The sequence below is a fragment of the Frigoribacterium sp. ME-P-080 genome, from assembly GCF_030209595.1.
GTDB lineage: Bacteria > Actinomycetota > Actinomycetes > Actinomycetales > Microbacteriaceae > Frigoribacterium.
The window spans coordinates 190187-210486 of sequence record NZ_JARVRR010000004.1 but is presented as its reverse complement, the minus strand read 5'-3'; the positions used below and the strand labels follow the sequence as shown (position 1 = coordinate 210486).

Here is a 20300-nt window from a genome sequence, read left to right as displayed (position 1 = left end):
AAGGCCCACGTTCCCCATCCGGACGGCACCCCGAGGAAGCCTGTATACGTCCCTGAGCCGGCTCTCCCTGGCCCGGACAGCCGACGATGCATGGGTCGCTTTACGAGATCCAGAGCGACACCCGGCTCGGCGAGAACGGCAACCGTGGTTCGGGCAGCACTCCCCCAGCCTCACTCACGTCGTCCGGAGCCTCAGGGCCATGGCGCTTACCTCCCACTCCTGTCCGCATCCCCGCGCCTCAGGACCGCGCGTCGACCAGCACCAGGAGCGACCGCGACCCCGGTGGACACCGTGACGACCAAAACCCGGCCCTGCGACCGAACCCAAAGCAGCCGTGTGGAGCAAGGAATCCGGTACCGCCGGTGCTGTCGCCACCGGGACGGACGCATGCGGAGGCAGAGTGGACAGCACAGGCGCAGGCCCGGGCCAGGCCCAGGCACTGCCACGGGAAGGCGACGGCTACCAGCGCTTGTCCACCCGCGCTCGGCACCGACCAGCGGCCAGTGGCCGAAGGCAGCGGCCAGCGGCCCGTAGAGGCAGCAACCCGTGGCCCGTAGGCAGCGGCAGCGGCTCGTGGGCGGCGGCCATCTGGCGGAGGCCAGCGGACGGCGGACGGCGGACAGCGGGCGGCGGGCGGCGGCGGCCATCGGACGGAGGCCAGCTGACAGCGGACAGCGGACAGCGGACAGCGGACAGCGGCTGACGCATGACTCACACGATCACCAAACTGGTCGTCTGGGCCGGCCCAGGGCGGCCTGTCCCGCACGTGGGAACGAGAGGCCCAGTGGCCACTCATCAGTTCAGATCTGCATTCCTCGCCTCTGGCCACAACACCCGTGGCGAACACGAAGAAGGGCGCCGGCCCGAAGACCGACGCCCTTCACACTCGAGGGAGCAGTGATGTCAGTGTGCGAAGTTTCCGCGGTAGTACTCGTAGACCCAGCCGACCAAGGCCACGGCCGTCAGGGCCGCACCGATGTAGATGATCCACATGCCGACGGCCAGCGCCAGGAAGATCAGGCTGCAACCGGCGGCCAAGATGATGGGCCACCACGACCAGGGGCTGAAGAAGCCCATCTCGGGGTCACCGTCGTCGATGTTGGCGTCCAGACGGTCCTCGGGAAGCTCGCCTCCCTGGGTCGCGTGCGAGCGACCCATGTAGAACGCCAGGAATGCTCCGAGCATGCCGGCCAGACCGATGCCGAGCGTACCGGCCCATTCGACCTGACCGGTGTCGAGGAGGCTCCAGAGCACGTAGACCGCACACATGAGGAAGAAGAAGATCGCGAGGATCCAGAACAGCGTCGCGTTGGTCTTCATCAGGTCTACTTCACTTTCTCGCTGGACGCGTCGTACGTGGGGGCGTCAGGGGCATCCTTCACCGGCCCGATGCCCACGGGCAGTCCGGCCTCGGGGTGGTTGAGGTCGAATGCCGGCGACTCCGAACGGATGCGCGGGATCGACGTGAAGTTGTGTCGCGGCGGCGGGCACGAGGTGGCCCACTCGAGCGAGCGAGAGTAACCCCAGGGATCGTTGACCTCGACCTTGGGCGCACGCCGAGCCGTGATGTAGACGTTGTAGAGGAACGGCAGGATCGAAACACCGAGCAACATGGCGCCGATGGTCGAGAGCTGGTTCATCCACGTGAAGTGGTCCTCGGGCTGGTAGGTGGCGTAGCGACGGGGCATGCCCATCACGCCGAGCCAGTGCTGCACGAGGAACGTGGTGTGGAAACCGACGAACAGCATCCAGAAGTGGATCTTGCCCAGACGCTCGTTGAGCATCTTGCCGGTCCACTTCGGCCACCAGAAGTAGAACCCGGAGAACATCGCGAAGACGACGGTACCGAAGACCACGTAGTGGAAGTGAGCCACGACGAAGTACGTGTCGGACACGTGGAAGTCGAGCGGGGGCGAGGCCAGGATGACGCCGGTGAGGCCACCGAAGGTGAACGTGATGAGGAATCCGATGGCCCAGAGCATGGGAGTCTCGAACGTCACCGAACCGCGCCACATGGTGCCGATCCAGTTGAAGATCTTCACGCCGGTGGGCACCGCGATGAGCATGGTCATCAGCGAGAAGAAGGGCAGCAGGACCGAGCCGGTGACGTACATGTGGTGGGCCCACACGGTGACGGACAGGGCGGCGATCGAGATGGTGGCGTAGACGAGCGTCTTGTACCCGAAGATCGGCTTGCGGCTGAAGACCGGGAACACCTCGGACACGATGCCGAAGAACGGCAAGGCGATGATGTAGACCTCGGGGTGACCGAAGAACCAGAACAGGTGCTGCCAGAGGATGGCGCCACCGTTCGCGGGGTTGAAGACCTGGGCGTCGAAGACGCGGTCGAACCCGAGGCCGAACAGTGCGGCCGCCAGCACGGGGAACGCCATGATCACCAGGATGGAGGTGATGAGGGTGTTCCAGGTGAAGATCGGCATGCGCCACATGGTCATGCCCGGAGCACGCATCGAGACGATGGTCGTGATGAAGTTCACCGAACCGAGGATCGTGCTGAAGCCGGTGAGGCCGAGACCGAACACCCACAGGTTGCCGCCGAGCCCTGGAGAGAACGTCGTGTCACTCAGCGGCGCGTAGGCGAACCAGCCGAACGATGCGGCACCCTGCGGGGTGAGGAAGCCGGCGACGGCGATGATCGAGCCGAACGAGTAGAGCCAGAACGCGAAGCCGTTCAGGCGGGGGAAGGCGACGTCCGGTGCACCGATCTGCAGCGGCATGAGCACGTTGGCGAATCCCGAGAAGAGCGGGGTCGCGAACATGAGCAACATGATCGTGCCGTGCATCGTGAAGAGCTGGTTGTACTGCTCTTTCGTGGCCACGATCTCGAGGCCCGGTGCGAAGAGCTGGGCGCGGATGATGAGCGCCATCACCCCACCGAGGCAGAAGAAGAGGAACGACGTGATCAGGTACATGTACCCGATCGTCTTGTGGTCGGTCGACGTGATCCAGTTGACGACGACGTTGCCCTTGCGGCCGACCTTCGTGGCGCCGAAGTTCTGACCGGACGAGGTCCCGCCGGTGGTGGGACGGGTGGCGGTGGCTGAGCTCATCGAACCGTGCCTTACTTCTCGGAGTCTTCGGTGCCGGCGGCGTTGGCGGGAGCCTCGGTGCCGGGCTGGTTGGTGTTGGTGTTGTACTGGTCGCCCAGCAGGCCGGTGTTTCCCTCGGCATCGAGCGTCTGGATGTACTGGTCGTACTCGGACTGCGACACGACCTTGACGTTGAACAGCATCAACGAGTGGTACTCGCCGCACAGCTCGGCGCACTTACCGCTGAACGTGCCCTCTTTCTCGGGCGTGAAGTACATCGAGTTGGTCTTGCCGGGGATCGTGTCCTTCTTGTAGAGGAAGTCGATGATCCAGAAGGAGTGAGCCACGTCGCGGGACTTGAGGTCGATCTGCACCGTCTTGCCGACGGGGAGGTAGAGCTCGGGGAGTTGGCTCTCGTCGATCGTGCCGTCACCCAGTTCTTGCGCCTGGATGCCCTGGTAGTAGACGCTCTCGTCTTCGTTCTGCTGGTCGATGTAGTTGAAGTCCCACGCCCAGCGCTTGGCGTAGACGTCGATCTTGACGTCGGGGCTCGCGGTGGGCGCCTCGATGGCGGCCTGGTCGCGCGCCGTGAAGGCGAAGAAGCCCAGCACGAGGATCAGGGGGACGACGGTGTAGAAGATCTCGATCGGCATGTTGTACCGCAGCTGGACCGGGAGGCCGGTCTGGCCCTTGCGACGTCGGTAGGCGACGCAGACCCAGATGATCAGGCCCCACACGATCACGCCGACGATCAGCAGGACGATCCACGAGGTGACCCAGAGTCCGATCACACGGTCCACGTGGTTGGTCGTGCCCGCGGTGGTGGGCAGCCACCCCTGGAGCTGGTCGGTGGTGCACCCCGCTAGCACGAGAGCCAGGACGACTGCCATGGGGGCGGCAGCCCAACGAAGACGGCGGTTAGAACGCACTGTTACCTCTCGGATGACACGACAGTGGGGGTGTTCCCAGTGTTGACGGGGACCTGCCTAGCTTACTCGCAGGTTCGCCCCCCCAACGCACGGCACGCGCCGGAAGCCTCTCGACGTCGAGCGAGAACCGTCGTGGTACGACCGAGGGGACCACCCTGTCGGATGGTCCCCTCGGTGACGCCGGCTCCCCCGCGACGGACGGTCCGGAGTCGTCCTTCGACGACCGGAGCCGCCCCTCGACGTTCAGTGGAAGCTGTCGCCGCAGGCGCAGCTGCCCTGAGCGTTGGGGTTGTCGATGGTGAATCCCTGCTTCTGGATGGTGTCCTCGAAGTCGATGGCTGCGCCATCGAGGTAGGGGACGCTCATCTTGTCGACGATGACCTCGACGCCGTCGAAGTCGACGGTGGCGTCCCCGTCGAGCATGCGCTCGTCGAAGTAGAGCTGGTAGATGAGCCCCGAGCAGCCACCGGGCTGGACGGCAACGCGAAGGCGGAGGTCGTCGCGCCCCTCTTGCGTGAGCAGGCTCTTCACCTTGTCCGCGGCGGTGGACGTGATGGTCACGCCGTGCGCCTTCGCGTCGACGGGAGCGGTTGCGATGTCGGTCATGGTGCCTCCTTCGGGCCGGGTCGAGTGCGGGGCACTCGTCGTCGACCAGTGTAAGCAGCCGAAGCCTCGTTTTGTTCCGGACCCGCGCCTCCCGGGGCGTCGCCGGTGGTGGGGAGGCGCGGGCGGACCGGTCAGCCCCTCGCGTCGAGGCGCGCCAACAGGATCGCCTCGCTGAGGACGGCCCGGTGGAGGACTCCGAGGTGCTGGGACTCATTCGGGCTGTGCGCTCGGGTGTCGGGGTCCTCGACGCCGGTCACGAGGATCTGGGCTTCGGGGAACGTGCGCACGAGGTCGGCGATGAACGGGATCGACCCGCCGATGCCCGTCTGGACCGGGGCCTCGCCCCACCCCTCGGTCATCGCGACGGTCGCGTCGGCGATCGCCGTGCCCGTGGTGTCCACCAGGAAGGGGTCACCCCGGTCGACGTCGTCGATCTGGACGTGGGCGCCGAACGGTGCGTGCGCACGCAGGTGCGCGTCCAGGGCGGCGTAGGCGTCCTCGGCGGTCTGCCCGGGAGCGATGCGGGCGCTGATGCGGACGGACACCTCGGGACTCAGGGTGTTCGACGCGTTGGCGACCGACGGGGCGTCGATGCCCGTCACGGTGATCGACGGTTGCGACCACACCCGGCTCAGGATCGGACCCCGACCGATGGGGGTCACCCCCTCGAGCAGGCCGCTCTCGTCGCGCAGCTGCTGCTCGCTCTGCTCCGGGTGGTCGGCCTCGCGGCTCGTCAGCCCGGCGACGGCGACGCTGCCGTCGTCGTCGTGCAGGGTCGCGAGGAGCTTGACCATGGCCAGCATGGCGTCGGGGACGGCGCCGCCGAGCATGCCGGAGTGGGAGGCGTGGGCCAAGGTGCGGACGGTCAGGCGGAAGGTCACGTTGCCGCGCAGGCCCACGGTGATGGCGGGGACGGTCGTGCTCCAGTTGTCGGAGTCGGCCACGACGATGACGTCGGCACGGAGCTCGTCTTCGTGCTGCACGAGGAAGTCGGCGAAGGAGCGGGAACCGAACTCCTCCTCGCCCTCGATGAACAACGAGACGCCGACACCGAGGTCGTCTCCGAGCACCTCGTGCACCGCGCGCAGCGCCGCGACGTGCGTCATCACGCCGGCCTTGTCGTCGGACGCCCCACGCCCGTACAGCCGGTCGCCCTTCACGGTCGGTTCGAACGGAGGGGTGTCCCAGTCGGCGTCGTCACCCTGCGGCTGCACGTCGTGGTGGGCGTACAGGAGGACGGTCGGCTTGCCCTCGCGGGCCGGGCGTCGAGCGAGTACGGCGGGCTGGCCGAGGGGGCCGCCCTCGCCGATCGGCGCCCTGCTCACGGTCACCTCGTCGAAGAGGCCCGTCCCCTCGACCAGGGCGGCCACGGCCTCGGCACTACGTCTCACGTGCTCGGGGTCGAAGGCGTCCCACGAGACGGAAGGGATGCGCACGAGGGCACCCAGGTCGGCGATCGTCGCGGGTAGACCCGCGTGCACGGCCTCCGCGAGTTCGCTGACAGTACGGGGATCGGTCGGTCGGACGGGATGCTGCGAGTCGCTCATGCAGGTAATCTTAGGAACTCGGACAACCCTGAGGATCTCCCGTGGCCAAGCCAGACAGCAAGACGACCGAGACGACCACCGTCGCCGAGCCCGAGTCGACCGCGGTCGGCAAGGGTCGCCCGACGCCCACGCGACGCGAGCGCGAAGCCGCCAACCAGAGGCCCCTGGTGGCCTCGGGCAAAGAAGCCCAGAAGGCCCAGCGTGCCCGTCTCGCCGAACAGCGTGACCGCGCCCGCGTCGGCTTGGCGAACGGCGAGGAGCGCTTCCTGCCCGACCGCGACAAGGGGCCGCAGCGCCGCTTCATCCGCGACCACGTCGACGCCCGCTACAGCGTCGGCGAGGCCATGATCCCCATCATGGTCGTCGTCATCGCGATGACGCTCGTGCAGTCTGCGGCCATCCAGTCCATCACCCTGCTCGTGCTGTGGGGATTCTTCGCCCTCGCCGTCGTCGACTGCCTGATCGTCGGCCGGAGCGTCAACCGCAAGCTCGCTGCCAAGTACGGCGCGGAGAACGTCCGGAAGGGCAACCGCTGGTACGCGGCGATGCGAGCGATGCAGCTCAAGCCCATGCGCCTGCCGAAGCCGCAGGTCAAGCGTGGCGAGTACCCGACCGCGTAGCCGACGCGGCTCCCCGTACGACGAACGGCGTCACCCACGGTGGGTGGCGCCGTTTCGCGTTCTCGACCTCGCCGACCGCGTGGTTCGTCAGGTGGTGCGTCGACGCCGATCCAGGGCGACGAGCCCCCGGTTGACCTGTCGGGCCCAGAGGGGCCCTCGGTAGAGGAACGCCGTGTAGCCCTGCACGAGCGTGGCTCCGGCCCGGAGCCTCGCGTCGACGTCGGCGGCGCTCGAGACCCCACCGACCGAGATGACGCACATGCCACTCGGGACGGACGCACGGACCAGCTTGAGGACCTCCAACGACCGGACGGCGAGCGGGGCACCCGACAGACCGCCGGCTCCGGCCGCCTCGACGACCGCCCCCTTGGTGGCGAGGCCTTCCCTCGACACCGTCGTGTTGGTCGCGATGACGCCCGCGAGGCCGAGCTCGGTGACGAGGGCACCGATCCGACGAACGCCGTCGTCGTCGAGGTCGGGAGCAATCTTGACCAACACCGGAGTGTGCCCGGCGGCGTCGCGCACGGCCTCGAGGAGTGGAGCGAGCCTCTCGAGCTCTTGCAACCCGCGGAGCCCCGGGGTGTTCGGCGAGCTGACGTTCACGGCGAGGTAGTCCGCCAGAGGAGCCAGGAGGCGCGTGCTGGCCAGGTAGTCGTCGATCGCGTCGTCGACGTCGACGACGCGGCTCTTCCCGATGTTGACGCCGATCACCGGCCGCGACGGAGCCGATCGAGCCCGGCTGAGTTCGAGGGCCGCCGCGTGGGCCCCGGAGTTGTTGAACCCCATGCGGTTCACGACCGCGAGGTCGGGAACGAGTCGGAAGAGACGAGGTCGTTCGTTGCCGGGCTGCGGTCGAGCGGTCACCGTCCCCACCTCGACGTGCCCGAACCCGAGAGCGCCGAGGCCGGCGATGCCCTTGGCGTCCTTGTCGAAACCGGCTGCGACACCGAACGGCGAGGGGAAGTGGAGTCCGAGCGCGTCGACCGCCAGGGACGGGGCCGGGGCCGTGAAGCGCCCGACGAGGCCGGCGAGGCCCAGCTTGGGGATCGCCTTGATGACCCGGAAGGCGAGGTGGTGGGCGTCCTCGGGGTCCATCTTCGCGAAGACGACGTCGAAGAGGACGCGGTACGGGGTCTTCACTCGTCGACCGATCGGGTGGAGAGCGGCCGGGACGCGTGCTCTTCGCGCAGTTGTCCGATCGAGGCCTCGAAGTCCTCGAGCGAGTCGAAGGCCTGGTAGACGCTCGCGAACCGGAGGTAGGCCACCTCGTCGAGGTCGCGGAGCGGAGGGAGGATGGCCAGACCGATGTCGTTCGCCTCGATCTGCGACGCACCGCTCGCCCGGACGGCCTCTTCGACCTTCTGTGCCAGCACGGCGAGATCGCCATCCGTCACCGGACGCCCTTGGCAGGCCTTGCGGACACCCGAGATGATCTTGTCGCGACTGAACGGTTCGAGGACGCCGTTGCGCTTCACGACGTTGAGGCTCGCGGTCTCGGTCGTGCTGAACCGACGACCGCAGTTGGGGCATTGCCTCCGCCGTCGGATCGACGTGCCGTCGTCGCTGGTCCGGGAGTCGACGACTCGTGAGTCGGGGTGGCGGCAGAAGGGGCAGAACATGGTGCGGCCAGATTATCGGACGGCGGGCGCGCCGTCGGACGCCAGGGCCACCCGAGCACCGGATCACGGAGGCCCCGCCCGGCTCAGGGGCGCGACAACCGGGCCGCGACGGCCTCGCCGTGGGCGGGCAACAGCTCGGCGTTCGACAACGCCACGAGCCGCTCGGCCACGGCACCCAGGGCCTCGGCGTCGTATCGGACGATCTGCTGGGGTCGGAGGAACGTGAACGCCCCGAGCCCCGACGAGAAGCGCGACTGACCACTGGTGGGCAGGACGTGGTTCGACCCGGCGAGGTAGTCACCCAGGCTGACGGGCGTGTCGGGCCCCACGAAGATCGCTCCGGCGTCGGTGATGTCGGCCAGGACCACGTCGTCGTCACGGGTCTGGACCTCGAGGTGCTCGGGGCCGTAGGCGTTGCTGAAGGCAGCAGCCTGCCGGAGGTCGTCGACGAGGACCACCGCCGACTGCCGACCGGAGAGGGCCGTCCGGACCCGGGCGGCGCTGAGGGTGCGGGGCACGAGCCTGGTCAGTTCGGCGACGACGGCCTCGGCGAAGGGGGCGGAGTCCGTCACGAGGACGGCCGAGGCCTCCTCGTCGTGCTCGGCCTGACTGATGAGGTCGACGGCGACCAACGTGGCGTCGGCCGAGTCGTCCGCGATGACGAGGATCTCGGTCGCACCGGCCACCGAATCGATGCCGACACGACCGCGCACGAGTTGCTTCGCCGCGGCGACGAAGTTGTTGCCGGGACCGGTGATGACCTGGACCGGCTCGAGCTCGAGCTCGGGAACGCCGTAGGCGAGCGCGCCGATCGCTCCGGCACCTCCGATCGCGTAGACCTCGTCGATGCCGAGCAGGCCGGCGGCACCGAGGATGACGGGGTGGACTCCCCCGCCGTGTTCGCGCTGCGCCGGAGAGACGAGGGCGATCGACGACACCCCCGCGACCTGCGCCGGGACGACGTTCATCACCACGCTGGAGGGGTACACGGCCTTGCCGCCGGGGACGTACACGCCGGCCCGCGTGACGGGCTGCCACCGCTGCTCGATGGTCGCCCCCGCCGCCGGGCGGGTCGTGGTCGGTGCCGGGACCTGGGCGCGGCTGGCCTGGGTGACGCGCGCGATCGACTCGACCAGCGCCTCCTTGACCAGCGGGTCGAGGGCCGCGACGGCCTCGTCGATGGTCTGCGTCGTGACGCGCAGGGCATCGGGACGGACACCGTCGAAGCGCGCGGCCTGGTCCCGCAGTGCGGCCGCGCCCCGCTCGCGGACGTCGTCGACGAGTCGCCGGGCGGCGTCCGTCGCGGCGCCCACGTCGGCGTGGGACCGGGGGACGAGGTCGAGCAGCTGGGCGTGGGTCGGCGCGAGACCGCGCAGATCTGTGGTCTGGATCATGGCTCGTCCAGCCTAGTCAGTAGGGTCGGGAGCATGACGGACGACAACGCGGCTGCTCCGCGGCCCGACGACTCTCTCGAGGTGTTCAAGGAGGCCTTCCGACGACACGCCGCGGGCGTGGCCATCGTCACGGCGCGTGACGGCGAGGGCACACCGGTCGGGTTCACGGCGACGTCGCTGGCGTCGCTGGCCGCCGTGCCGCCCCTCGCGACGTTCAACATGGCCAGGACGGCGAGCTCGTGGCCCGCCGTCTCGGAGACGGACCAGGTCATCGTGCACCTGCTCGGCCTGCGCAACCGCGACCTCGCCCGCCGCATGGCGGGACCCGCCGCCGCACGCTTCGCGGGCGACCACTGGACCGACGGTCCGAACGGGATACCTCTGCTCGCGGGCGTGACCGCGTGGATGACCGGGACGATCGTCGAGCGGGTGCCCGTCCACGGCAACGCCGTCGTGGTCGTGCGCATCGGAACCGGCGGGGTGGGCGAGGACGACGACGCCCTGCTGTACCACGACCGTCGGTACCTGAGACCGGTCCACCTCGAGGACTGACGCCGAACGGGTGCCGGGCGCCGGAACCGGTCGGGGCACCAGGAGCCGCCGGAGCACCGGCCACCTCAGACGAGGCAGCCGGGGCCCAGCAGGCTCTTCAGTTCGCCGAACAGGTCGGCCGTGACGTCGACCGGCATGGGGATCTCGAAGACCCGTGCGGCTTCGCCCTTGACGAGTCGGAGACGGACTTCGGTGCCGCCGGCGTGACGCCCGAGCACCGCTGCCAGCTCGGTGACCGTGTCGTGCGTCGCCCGGTGCTCGGGCATCTGCAGGAGCAGCGGCCCGTGGTTCACGCCGACACCGAGATCGGGCATGAACATGCTCGCGGCGTGCATGTTCATGCCGTCGTCGCGGACGCTGACCCGACCCTTCAGGACGATGATCGAGTCCCCGACGAGCGACGGCCCGAATTCTTGGTAGGTCTTGCCGAGGAACATGGCGGAGATCTCGCCCCCGAAGTCCTCGACGGTGATGATCCCGTAGGGGTTGCCCGAGTTGCGTGCGACCCGGTGCTGCACGCTGGTGATGAGCCCCGCTATCGTGACCGTCTCGCCGTCGATGGTCGCGGGGTCGCTCGCCAGGATGTCGGTGACCGTCGTCTGGGCATGCTTGGCCAAGGGGAGCTCGAGGCCCGCGAGCGGGTGGTCCGAGACGTAGAGGCCCAGCATGTCGCGCTCGAAGGCCAGCTTGTCGCGCTTGGACCACTCGGGACGTTCGGGCACGTGCTGGACGTCCTGCGGCTCGTCCCACAGGGAGTCGAAGTCGAAGCCGACCTGACCGTTCGCCTCGGCCCTCTTCTCGCTGACCGCCGCCTCGACGGCGGACTCGTGGATCTCGACGAGGGCACGCCGTGTCGACCCCAGGGAGTCGAATGCGCCGGCCTTGACGAGCGACTCGACGGTGCGCTTGTTCGCCACGGGGAGCGGCACCTTGCGCAGGAAGTCGTGGAACGAGGTGAACGCCCCTTCTTTCTTGCGCGCGGCGATGACATGGTCGACGACGTTGAAGCCGACGTTGCGCACGGCACCCATGCCGAAGCGGATGTCGTCGCCGACGGCCGCGAAGAAGCCGATTGATTCGTTGACGTCGGGCGGCAGCACCTTGATGCCCATGCGGCGACACTCGTTGAGGTAGAGACCCAGCTTGTCGCGGGAGTCCCCCGTGCTGGTGAGCAGGGCGGCCATGTACTCGGCCGGGTAGTGGGCCTTGAGGTAGGCCGTCCAGTACGAGACGACGCCGTACGCCGCGGAGTGCGCCTTGTTGAAGGCGTAGTCCGAGAAGGGCAGCAGGATGTCCCAGAGCATCTTGACGGCATCGGGCGAGAAGCCGTTGTCGAACATGCCCTGCTCGAACCCGGCGTACTGCTTGTCGAGCTCGGACTTCTTCTTCTTGCCCATGGCCCGCCGGAGAATGTCTGCCTGACCGAGCGAGAAGCCGGCGACCTTCTGCGCGATGGCCATGACCTGCTCTTGGTAGATGATCAGCCCGTAGCTGGTCGACAGGATCTCTTTGAGCGGCTCTTCGAGCTCGGGGTGGATCGGGGTGATGTCTTGCGCGCCGTTCTTGCGGAGCGCGTAGTTCGTGTGCGAGTTCGCGCCCATGGGCCCCGGGCGGTACAGCGCGATGACGGCCGAGATGTCTTCGAAGTTGTCGGGCTTCATCAGCCGGAGGAGCCCGCGCATGGGCCCGCCGTCGAGTTGGAACACCCCGAGCGTGTCGCCGCGACCCAGCAACTCGTAGGCCCCCCGGTCGTCGAGCTCGAGGTCTTCGAGCACGAGGTCGAAACCGCGGTTCGTCTTGATGTTGTCGAGGGCGTCGTTGATGATCGTGAGGTTGCGCAGCCCCAGGAAGTCCATCTTGATCAGGCCCAGCGACTCGCAGGCCGGATAGTCGAACTGCGTGACGATCTGCCCGTCCTGCTCGCGCTTCATGATCGGGATGATGTCGATGAGCGGATCGCTCGACATGATGACGCCTGCCGCGTGCACGCCCCACTGACGTTTCAGGCCCTCGAGCCCCAACGCCGTGTCGAAGACGGTCTTGGCCTCGGGGTCGGACTCGACGACCGTCCTGATGTCGCCGGCCTCTTTGTAGCGCTCGTGCTGCTTGTCGAAGATGCCGGTGAGCGGGATGTCCTTGCCCATCACGGCGGGGGGCATGGCCTTGGTGAGCTTCTCACCCATGCCGAAGGGGAACCCGAGCACCCGTGAACTGTCTTTCAAGGCCTGCTTGGCCTTGATGGTGCCGTACGTGACGATCTGGGCGACGCGTTCGTCTCCGTACTTCTCGGTGACGTACTGGATCACCTCGCCGCGACGACGGTCGTCGAAGTCGACGTCGAAGTCGGGCATGGACACGCGATCGGGGTTGAGGAACCGCTCGAAGATCAGACCGTGGCGCAGAGGATCGAGATCGGTGATGCGCATGGCGTAGGCGGCCATCGAGCCGGCCCCCGAACCACGGCCCGGACCGACCCGGATGCCGTTCTCCTTGGACCAGTTGATGAAGTCGGCGACCACGAGGAAGTAGCCGGGGAAGCCCATGCCGGTGATGACGCCGATCTCGTATTCGGCCTGCTTGCGCACGTCGTCCGGGATGCCCGCGGGATAGCGGTACACGAGCCCCTTCTCGACCTCTTTGATGAACCAGGTCTCTTCGGTCTCGCCCTCGGGCACCGGGTAACGCGGCATGTAGTTGGCCGAGGTGTTGAACTGCACGTCGCAGCGCTCGGCGATGAGGAGCGTGTTGTCGCAGGCCTCGGGGTGGTCGCGGAAGAGGTGCCGCATCTGCTGGGCGGACTTGAGGTAGAACTCGTCGGCGTCGAACTTGAACCGGTTGGGGTCGTTCAGCGTCGAGCCGGACTGGACGCAGAGGAGAGCAGCGTGGCTGGTCGCGTCGTGCTCGTGCGTGTAGTGGAGGTCGTTCGTCGCGACGAGGGGCAGGTCGAGGTCTTTCGCCAGGCGCAACAGGTCGCCCATGATCTGCCGCTCGATGCCGAGCCCGTGGTCCATGATCTCGGCGAAGTAGTTCTCGCGGCCGAAGATGTCGCGGAAGTCGGAGGCCGCCTTGAGCGCTTCGTCGTACTGGCCGAGCCGCAGGCGGGTCTGGACCTCGCCGCTCGGGCAGCCGGTCGTCGCGATGAGGCCCTCGGAGTACTGGGAGAGCAGCTCGCGGTCCATGCGCGGCTTGAAGTAGTAGCCCTCGAGCGAGGCCCGGGACGAGAGCCGGAACAGGTTGTGCATGCCCGTGGTGTTCTCGGACAACAGCGTCATGTGCGTGTAGGCACCGGAGCCCGACACGTCGTCTCGTCCACCGTCGCCCCAGCGCACGCGAGTCTTGTCGCCCCGGTGCGTGCCCGGCGTGATGTAGGCCTCCGTGCCGATGATGGGTTTGACGCCCGCCTCGGTCGCCGTCTTCCAGAAGTCGTACGCACCGAACACGTTGCCGTGGTCGGTGACCGCCACCGCGGGCATGCCCTGGGCGGCGGCCTCGGTGACCAACGGTTTGACCCGGGCGGCGCCGTCGAGCATCGAGTACTCGCTGTGCACGTGCAGATGGACGAATGAGTCTTTGCTCGAGGCCACGGGGCTCCTCGTCTGGTGGTGGATCTGGCGACTAGGGGAACAGCCTAACCGTGACGGAGGACGTCGAGGGCGTGCTGCAGGTCGCTGGGGTAGGTCGAGCGGTAGACCACCGGCTCACCCGTGCCGGGGTGTCGGAATCCGAGCTGGACGGCATGCAGCCACTGCCGCGTGAGACCGAGGGTCGCCGACAGCGTCGGGTCGGCTCCGTAGGTCGCGTCACCGACGCACGGGTGTCGCTGGGCGGCCATGTGGACGCGGATCTGGTGGGTCCGACCCGTCTCGAGGTGGATCTCGAGCAACGACGCCGACGGGAACGCCTCGACGGTCTCGTAGTGGGTGACCGACGGCTTGCCGTCGACGACCACGGCGAACTTCCAGTCGGACGACGGATGCCGCCCGATGGGTGCGTCGATCGTCCCGGTCAACGGGTCGGGGTGGCCCTGGACGACCGCGTTGTAGATCTTCTCGACGGTGCGTTCGCGGAACGCCTGTTTGAGCAGGGTGTAGGCCCGCTCGGTCTTGGCGACGACCATGAGGCCGCTCGTTCCGACGTCGAGGCGGTGCACGATGCCGGCACGCTCGGACGCGCCCGAGGTCGACACGGTGAAGCCCGCGGCGGCGAGTCCGCCGAGCACGGTCGGTCCCGTCCAGCCCACCGACGGGTGTGCTGCGACTCCGACCGGCTTGTCGACGACCACGATCTCGTCGTCGTCGTGGACGACCGCCATGCCGGGCACCTCGACGGCGACCACGGCCGGTGCCTCACGCGGTGACCATGTGACGTCGAGCCACGCACCGGCCTCGAGCCGGTCCGATTTGCCGACCGTGCGCCCGTCGACCGTCACCCCGCCCGAGGCGGCGACCTCGGCCGCGAAGGTTCGGCTGAAGCCGAGAAGCTTGGCCAGGGCGGCGTCGACACGTTCGCCGGCGAGCCCGTCGGGGACCGGGAGGGCGCGGGTCTCGCTCACGAGGCGCTCCGGTGATCGGCAGGAGGCGTCGTGTCGACGGGACCGCCGGGCTCGTCACCGGACGTGCCCGGGTCGCCGACGGCCGTGGAGCCGGCCACCTGAGGGTCGCCGTCGCGACCGTCGCCCGCCGGTCGAGCCGGCTTGCCTGTGCTCGGCGTGCGCGTGCCGTCGAGCCCGATGCCCAGCAGCGTGAGCAGGAGGAGCAATCCCATGCTGGACACGATGAAGACGTCGGCGACGTTGAAGATGGCCGGCAGCAGGGAGGGGAAGTAGATGAAGTCGACCACGTGCCCCTGGCCGAACGACGGCTCTCGGAGCAGGCGGTCCGTCAGGTTGCCGAGGGTGCCGCCGAGCAGCATGCCCAGCATGATCGACCAGGCCAGCGATCGGATGCGTCGGGCCACGACCAGGATCGCGACGGCGACGCCGGCGGCGGCGATCGAGAAGATCCACGTCGACCCGCTCGCGAACGAGAAGGCGGCACCGGGGTTCTTGACGAAGTGCAACTGGAAGAACTCGCCGACGACGTCGACGGAACCTCCTTCGACGAGAGTCCGGGTGACCAGCAGTTTGGTGCCCTGGTCGAGGCCGTAGGCCACGACAGCGACGAAGGCCAGCGTCGCGAGAACGCGGACGCTGGCCTTCGTGGCGGGCTTGTCGCTCGACAAGTCCTTAGTTCGAGCCGAAGCCCTGGGCGCTGGCCGGAGTGGGCCGACCGGCCTCGCCGGTGCCCTCGCCGTCGAGCTCGTGCAGCTGACCCTCGATGTAGCTCTTGAGCTTGGAGCGGTAGTCACGCTCGAACGAGCGCAGGTCGTCGATGCGACGCTCGACGCTCGACCGCTCGGTGTTGAGGCGGTCGAGGATCTCGCGCTGCTGGGTCTCGGCGGCACCGATGATGTCGCGGGACTTCGTCTCGGCCTCGGCGACGACCTCACGCTGGCGGGCCTCGCCCTCGGACACCAGACGAGCCGCGGTCGCGTGGCCTTCGGCGATGAGCTGGTCGCGCTTCTCGACGCCCTCGCGGACGTGTTCTTCGTGCAGACGGCGAGCGAGCTGCAGCAGGCTGTTGGTGCTGCTGGTCTCGTCGGCCTCGGACACCGCGGGGGCGGAGTAGGCCGGAGCGGACGCGACGGCGGCGGGGGCCGCGACGACGGGCTCGGACTCGACGACCGGCTCGGGCTCGACGGCCTCGGGGGCCGACGCGGGAGCCGGTGCCGACGCAGGAGCCGGCGCGCTGGCCACCGGAGCCGAGACGGGAGCGGCCTGCGCCACGGGGGCGGAGTCGCCGGACGAGAGGCGCTGACGCAGCTCGTCGTTCTCCTGGTTGAGACGTCGCAGCTCGGCGACGACCTCGTCGAGGAAGTCGTCGACCTCGTCTTGGTCGTATCCCTCGCGGAACTTCGTCGGCTGGAACCGCTTGTTGACTACGTCTTCCGGCGTCAAAGCCATTGCCGTCACCTCGTGCATCTGTTGGATCGTGTGATCGTGGTCTGGGTCGTTCTTCTACACCGTAGAGGAGCGGGGCCCGGTCGGGCCGGGATCGTGCCGTTCGGGCGCTGCAGTGAGCCTACCCTGTCGTCCACGGACGACGTGGTCAGCCGAAGGTGCGGAGCCCGGAGGCGACGCTCATCAGGATGATGACGGCCAGCATGATGATGCTCCAGCCGAAGTCGAGCGCGACCGATCCGAGGCGCACGGGGGGCAGGATCTTCCGCACGCGGCGGATGGGCGGGTCGGTCACCGTGTAGGCCACTTCGGCGATGACGAGCACCGGCCCCTTGGGGCGCCACCCGCGGCTGAACGACTGCGCGAGGTCGAGCACGAAGCGAGCCCACATGAGCAGGAAGAAGATCAGCAACGCGTAGTACGCGATCGTGGCGATCAGGTAAGTGATCATCGGGGGGTCATCAGCTCACACGAGTCGGCGCGAGGAGACTCGCGGACGGGCAGGTCGTCACGTCGACGCAGAGGAGCCGCGACGACGGACTCGTCACGACTGGGCGAAGAACGACGCTTCGATGTCGGATTCTACCTCAGCCTGATCACCGCTCACCGCGATGTGCGCCGGCGACAACAGGAAGACCTTGTTGGTCACGCGCTCGATCTTGCCGTACAACCCCTGCGAGAGACCGCTGGCGAAGTCGACCAGACGACGGGCGTCCGCCTCGGTCATCTGCGACAGGTTGATGATCACCGGGATGCCGTCACGGAAGCTCTCGGCGATCGCCTGGGCGTCCTTGTACTCGCGGGGGTGGACCGTCAGGATCTCGTTCATGTCGTGGGGCACCGTGTTCTTCGGGGTCGAGGAGCGACGCAGCGGCGTCACGGGGGCGCGGGTGGGCGCGGGGGCGGCGGGAGCCGAGTGGACCGGGGCGACGGGAGCCGGAGCCTGGGCGGCCGCCTGCGGTCGCGGCGACTGCTGGGGCTGCGCTCGTTCGTGAGGCTGCTCGTCGTACTCGAGCTCTTCGTCGGCGAGGCCCAGATAGACCATCGTCTTGCGCAGCGGGTTGGCCATGGTGTTCCTCCGAGTCAGTGGATCGTCAGGACCGACATTAACGAGCATCGGGGCGAGAACCCGTGATTGCCGTGCCGATCCGTAGGTGTGTCGCGCCCTCGGCGACGGCCTCGACGAAGTCGGGAGACATGCCGGCCGAGATCGCGTCGGCAGTGGTCTCGAGGGACCGCACCCTCTCGGAGACCGCACGGAGGCGCGCGAAGGCCGGACGCGCCTCCTCACCCAGGGGGGCGACGGCCATGACGCCGCGCAGTCGCAGCCCCGGGGTCGAGAGCACCCGCTCGGCGAGCCGCTCGACCTCGTGCTCGGCCACTCCCCCGCGGCCGGGGTCGTCGGTCAGGTTGACCTGGACGAATCCGTCGACCAAGGACCCGGAGTCGTCCGAGAGCGCGTCGACGACCGAGTCACGGTCGAGCGAGTGGACGGCGTCCGCGTAGCGCCGGGCCTGCCGCGCCTTCTTCGACTGCAACTGGCCCACGAAGTGCCATCGGAGTCCGTCGAGGTCGTCCAGCTCGGCGGCCTTCGCCTGGGCCTCTTGGTGTCGGTTCTCGCCGACGTCACGGACCCCGAGGGCGTACAACGCCCTGATGAGGCCGGGCGGATGGAATTTCGTGACGACGATCGTCGTGAGCTCGCCCGCAGAGCGTCCCAAAGCGGTGCATGCGTCATCGACGGCCGCGGCGACCCGGGCGAGACGCTCGCCCAGGTCGCCGTCGACACTCGTCGGATCGGTCACTCGTCGTTACTTGAGGAAGTCCGGGACGTCGAGGTCGTCGTCACCGTCGTCGAAGGCCGGGTCGACGGCCTGGGTCGCGGGCTCTTCGGGCCGCTTCCACGCGGCGGGCTCGTGCGTCGCCCCGCTGTCGGCGATGGCCGACACACCGGCGACCGAGGTCGCCGTGGGGCCGTCGGAGTCGACGAAGCTCGACCGGCGATCTTTCACCTTCGTCGAGGGCTCACCACCGTCGAACCCCGCCGCGATGACCGTCACGCGGACCTCGTCACCGAGGGTGTCGTCGATCACGGCACCGAAGATGATGTTGGCCTCGGCGTGGACGGCCTCCTGCACCAGGCGCGCCGCGTCGTTGATCTCGAAGATGCCCAGGTTGGAACCGCCCTGGATGGACAGCAACACCCCGTGTGCGCCGTCGATGCTCGCCTCGAGGAGCGGAGACGCCACGGCCAGCTCGGCCGCCTTGATGGCGCGGTCCGCGCCCCGCGACGATCCGATGCCCATGAGGGCCGAACCGGCGCCCTGCATGACCGACTTGACGTCGGCGAAGTCGAGGTTGATGAGACCGGGCGTGGTGATCAGATCGGTGATGCCCTGGACACCGGCGAGGAGCACCTGGTCGGCCGTGCCGAAGGCCTCCACCATGCTGATGCCGCGTTCGCTGATCTCAAGCAGGCGGTCGTTGGGGACGACGATGAGGGTGTCGACCTCGTCCTTCAGGGCGGCCACGCCGGCTTCGGCCTGGGCCTGACGGCGTTTGCCCTCGAAGCCGAAGGGCTTGGTGACGACACCGATGGTCAGTGCGCCGATCGACTTCGCGATGCGGGCGACGACCGGGGCCCCGCCCGTGCCGGTGCCGCCGCCCTCGCCGGCCGTGACGAAGACCATGTCGGCACCCGCGAGGGCTTCCTCGATCTCTTCGGCGTGGTCCTCCGCCGCGCGGCGTCCGACCTCTGGGTCGGCACCGGCGCCGAGGCCCCGGGTAAGTTCGCGACCGACGTCGAGCTTGACGTCGGCATCGCTCAACAGCAGCGCCTGGGCGTCCGTGTTGATGGCGATGAACTCCACCCCGCGGAGCCCGAGTTCGATCATGCGGTTGACGGCGTTGACGCCACCGCCGCCGACACCGACGACCTTGATCACGGCTAGGTAGTTATGGTTCGTTGTCACGTCCGGGCCTCCGCTTGAACCTTAACTCTGCAGTTGAAGGTTAAAGTTGTACATGGTATGCAAGTTCTGCAGTCACAACGTATGGGTGCGCCGCAGGCGCTGTCGCCAGGGTGGCCAGCGTGTCGCGAACACACCCTCTCATCTCGTCCTGATGATCCCGTTGTCGGGCGCGGACACGTCGTACTCGACGCTCGCGCCCGGGTCGCGCCGGGCCTGGTCGGCGATGAGTCCGGTGAGCACCTGGGCCTTCTTCGCCGACTCGTCGGCGCTGCCCCACACGACCCGCTCACCCGAGGTGAGTTGCAGGGTCACGTCGTCGGCCGTCGACGCCGTCAGGGTGTCGACGGTCGAACGCAACGTGACTGGCAAGGCCAGCAGCACCTCGGCCACCGAACGGTACGCGGGGCCGTCGAGGGCTGCTCCCCCGACGTCGACCAGGGGTACTCCCTCTTGCCGGGCGTCGAGCGTCTGGACGACGACGCCGGCCGGGTCGACGAGGTCGAACCCCTCCCCCGCGGCGACCGTGGCGACGGGCTGCCGCTCCTGGATGCGCACGACGAGCGTGTGGGGCGGAGCGGTCTCGGTCACGTAGCTGGCGATCAGGGGGAATGCCCCGAGCTCGCGGGTGACCTCGTCGAAGTCGATGAGGGCGAGGGGCGTGCCGAGCTGCCCGTCGAGGGCGGTCTGCACGGCCGCGGCGTCGACGCGGTCCGTCCCCTCGACACGGATGGTCTGCAACGACAGGAGCGGCGTGAACACGGCGACCGCGACGGACGCGACGAGGAGGAGCACGACGGCCCCGAGCGACACCAGGGTCGCCCGACGGTGTCGGCTGCGACGCGTGAAGCGACGGACCTCGACGCGTTCGACGCGCCTCCGTTCGCTCGACGCCCGACGCGCCTGCCGACGTGCTGCGACGGCTCGTGCCTTGGCCTCGGCGGCCGTGCCGTCGGGTGCCACGATGCGCGGAGGCTCCGAGCCCCGAGGTGCGACCCGCCCGGGGTGATCCCTCG

The 20300-nt window shown here is 68.4% G+C and carries 19 protein-coding genes; 2 read left to right on the top strand and 17 right to left on the bottom strand.

Translation table 11 applies throughout. The annotated features are described in order from the left end of the window. Positions 1-903: 903 nt before the first annotated feature. The 5 genes from QRN23_RS09560 to QRN23_RS09540 form a co-directional block, all read right to left on the bottom strand. Complete coding sequence (locus QRN23_RS09560) at positions 904-1320, bottom strand: cytochrome c oxidase subunit 4 (protein ID WP_054146161.1); 417 nt, start codon at positions 1318-1320, stop codon at positions 904-906. A gap of 5 nt (positions 1321-1325) precedes the next feature. Continuing rightward, positions 1326-3071 carry an aa3-type cytochrome oxidase subunit I gene (gene ctaD / locus QRN23_RS09555; protein ID WP_082460211.1) on the bottom strand — a complete coding sequence of 582 codons (1746 nt, stop codon included), beginning with the start codon at positions 3069-3071 and terminating at the stop codon, positions 1326-1328. Between the two features lie 11 nt (positions 3072-3082). Further along, positions 3083-3979 (bottom strand): aa3-type cytochrome oxidase subunit II, encoded by an 897-nt coding sequence (gene ctaC / locus QRN23_RS09550; RefSeq protein WP_431521884.1) that lies wholly within the window; start codon positions 3977-3979, stop codon positions 3083-3085. A 243-nt stretch (positions 3980-4222) separates the two neighbouring features. Next, positions 4223-4585: an iron-sulfur cluster insertion protein ErpA gene (gene erpA, locus QRN23_RS09545; protein ID WP_043594936.1), complete on the bottom strand. Its 363-nt coding sequence runs from the start codon at positions 4583-4585 to the stop codon at positions 4223-4225. A 131-nt stretch (positions 4586-4716) separates the two neighbouring features. Next, positions 4717-6132, bottom strand: a complete 1416-nt coding sequence (locus tag QRN23_RS09540; protein WP_159826702.1) for a dipeptidase — start codon at positions 6130-6132, stop codon at positions 4717-4719. 41 nt (positions 6133-6173) lie between these two features. On the opposite strand from QRN23_RS09540, the gene QRN23_RS09535 reads away from it, so the two are divergent. Further along, positions 6174-6752 (top strand): DUF3043 domain-containing protein, encoded by a 579-nt coding sequence (locus QRN23_RS09535; RefSeq protein ID WP_056045052.1) that lies wholly within the window; start codon positions 6174-6176, stop codon positions 6750-6752. 87 nt (positions 6753-6839) lie between these two features. On the opposite strand, the gene QRN23_RS09530 is transcribed toward QRN23_RS09535, so the two are convergent. The 3 genes from QRN23_RS09530 to hisD all read right to left on the bottom strand — a co-directional run bounded on the left by QRN23_RS09530 (position 6840) and on the right by hisD (position 9765). Beyond that, entirely contained in the window at positions 6840-7892 is a 1053-nt protein-coding gene (locus QRN23_RS09530) for a quinone-dependent dihydroorotate dehydrogenase (RefSeq protein ID WP_285063402.1), read from the bottom strand. Beyond that, positions 7889-8371: a transcriptional regulator NrdR gene (gene nrdR, locus QRN23_RS09525; protein WP_054146163.1), complete on the bottom strand. Its 483-nt coding sequence runs from the start codon at positions 8369-8371 to the stop codon at positions 7889-7891. Before nrdR ends, QRN23_RS09530 begins: the two co-directional genes overlap by 4 nt. An 83-nt stretch (positions 8372-8454) precedes the next feature. Then, complete coding sequence (hisD, locus tag QRN23_RS09520) at positions 8455-9765, bottom strand: histidinol dehydrogenase (RefSeq protein ID WP_285063400.1); 1311 nt, start codon at positions 9763-9765, stop codon at positions 8455-8457. Positions 9766-9798: 33 nt separating this feature from the next. Here hisD and QRN23_RS09515 point away from each other — a divergent pair, with 33 nt between their 5' ends. Beyond that, the gene (locus QRN23_RS09515) at positions 9799-10317 is read left to right on the top strand and encodes a flavin reductase family protein (protein WP_159826706.1); all 519 of its coding nucleotides are present in this window, start codon (positions 9799-9801) and stop codon (positions 10315-10317) included. Between the two features lie 65 nt (positions 10318-10382). On the opposite strand, the gene dnaE is transcribed toward QRN23_RS09515, so the two are convergent. The 9 genes from dnaE to QRN23_RS09470 all read right to left on the bottom strand — a co-directional run bounded on the left by dnaE (position 10383) and on the right by QRN23_RS09470 (position 20247). After that, positions 10383-13847, bottom strand: a complete 3465-nt coding sequence (gene dnaE, locus QRN23_RS09510) for a DNA polymerase III subunit alpha (RefSeq protein ID WP_056047386.1) — start codon at positions 13845-13847, stop codon at positions 10383-10385. 98 nt (positions 13848-13945) lie between these two features. Continuing rightward, positions 13946-14869 carry an RluA family pseudouridine synthase gene (locus tag QRN23_RS09505; protein ID WP_173150818.1) on the bottom strand — a complete coding sequence of 308 codons (924 nt, stop codon included), beginning with the start codon at positions 14867-14869 and terminating at the stop codon, positions 13946-13948. Further along, on the bottom strand, positions 14866-15537 hold the full coding sequence (lspA, locus tag QRN23_RS09500; RefSeq protein ID WP_285063394.1) for a signal peptidase II: 672 nt from the start codon (positions 15535-15537) through the stop codon (positions 14866-14868). The genes QRN23_RS09505 and lspA overlap by 4 nt, the downstream gene beginning before the upstream one ends. A gap of 4 nt (positions 15538-15541) precedes the next feature. Further along, a complete protein-coding gene (locus tag QRN23_RS09495; RefSeq protein WP_056045044.1) occupies positions 15542-16318 on the bottom strand; it encodes a DivIVA domain-containing protein in 777 nt (258 codons plus the stop codon). A gap of 145 nt (positions 16319-16463) precedes the next feature. After that, positions 16464-16766, bottom strand: a complete 303-nt coding sequence (locus QRN23_RS09490) for a YggT family protein (RefSeq protein ID WP_056045042.1) — start codon at positions 16764-16766, stop codon at positions 16464-16466. Positions 16767-16859: 93 nt separating this feature from the next. After that, positions 16860-17384 carry a cell division protein SepF gene (locus QRN23_RS09485; protein ID WP_123570020.1) on the bottom strand — a complete coding sequence of 175 codons (525 nt, stop codon included), beginning with the start codon at positions 17382-17384 and terminating at the stop codon, positions 16860-16862. Between the two features lie 37 nt (positions 17385-17421). Then, positions 17422-18120 carry a YggS family pyridoxal phosphate-dependent enzyme gene (locus tag QRN23_RS09480; RefSeq protein WP_285063392.1) on the bottom strand — a complete coding sequence of 233 codons (699 nt, stop codon included), beginning with the start codon at positions 18118-18120 and terminating at the stop codon, positions 17422-17424. A 6-nt stretch (positions 18121-18126) separates the two neighbouring features. After that, positions 18127-19287 (bottom strand): cell division protein FtsZ, encoded by a 1161-nt coding sequence (ftsZ, locus tag QRN23_RS09475; RefSeq protein ID WP_043594926.1) that lies wholly within the window; start codon positions 19285-19287, stop codon positions 18127-18129. Positions 19288-19425: 138 nt separating this feature from the next. Next, on the bottom strand, positions 19426-20247 hold the full coding sequence (locus QRN23_RS09470; protein WP_285063391.1) for a cell division protein FtsQ/DivIB: 822 nt from the start codon (positions 20245-20247) through the stop codon (positions 19426-19428). Positions 20248-20300: the final 53 nt, after the last annotated feature.

Excerpts from the sequence above, each read along its gene's own strand:
- QRN23_RS09560 (WP_054146161.1), bottom strand. The coding sequence starts at position 1,320 with ATGAAGACCAACGCGACGCTGTTCTGGATCCTCGCGATCTTCTTCTTC.
- ctaD (WP_082460211.1), bottom strand. The coding sequence starts at position 3,071 with ATGAGCTCAGCCACCGCCACCCGTCCCACCACCGGCGGGACCTCGTCC.
- erpA (WP_043594936.1), bottom strand. The coding sequence starts at position 4,585 with ATGACCGACATCGCAACCGCTCCCGTCGACGCGAAGGCGCACGGCGTG.
- QRN23_RS09540 (WP_159826702.1), bottom strand. The coding sequence starts at position 6,132 with ATGAGCGACTCGCAGCATCCCGTCCGACCGACCGATCCCCGTACTGTC.
- nrdR (WP_054146163.1), bottom strand. The coding sequence starts at position 8,371 with ATGTTCTGCCCCTTCTGCCGCCACCCCGACTCACGAGTCGTCGACTCC.
- hisD (WP_285063400.1), bottom strand. The coding sequence starts at position 9,765 with ATGATCCAGACCACAGATCTGCGCGGTCTCGCGCCGACCCACGCCCAG.
- QRN23_RS09515 (WP_159826706.1), top strand. The coding sequence starts at position 9,799 with ATGACGGACGACAACGCGGCTGCTCCGCGGCCCGACGACTCTCTCGAG.
- dnaE (WP_056047386.1), bottom strand. The coding sequence starts at position 13,847 with ATGCTCGACGGCGCCGCCCGGGTCAAACCGTTGGTCACCGAGGCCGCC.
- QRN23_RS09495 (WP_056045044.1), bottom strand. The coding sequence starts at position 16,318 with ATGGCTTTGACGCCGGAAGACGTAGTCAACAAGCGGTTCCAGCCGACG.
- QRN23_RS09490 (WP_056045042.1), bottom strand. The coding sequence starts at position 16,766 with ATGATCACTTACCTGATCGCCACGATCGCGTACTACGCGTTGCTGATC.
- QRN23_RS09485 (WP_123570020.1), bottom strand. The coding sequence starts at position 17,384 with ATGGCCAACCCGCTGCGCAAGACGATGGTCTATCTGGGCCTCGCCGAC.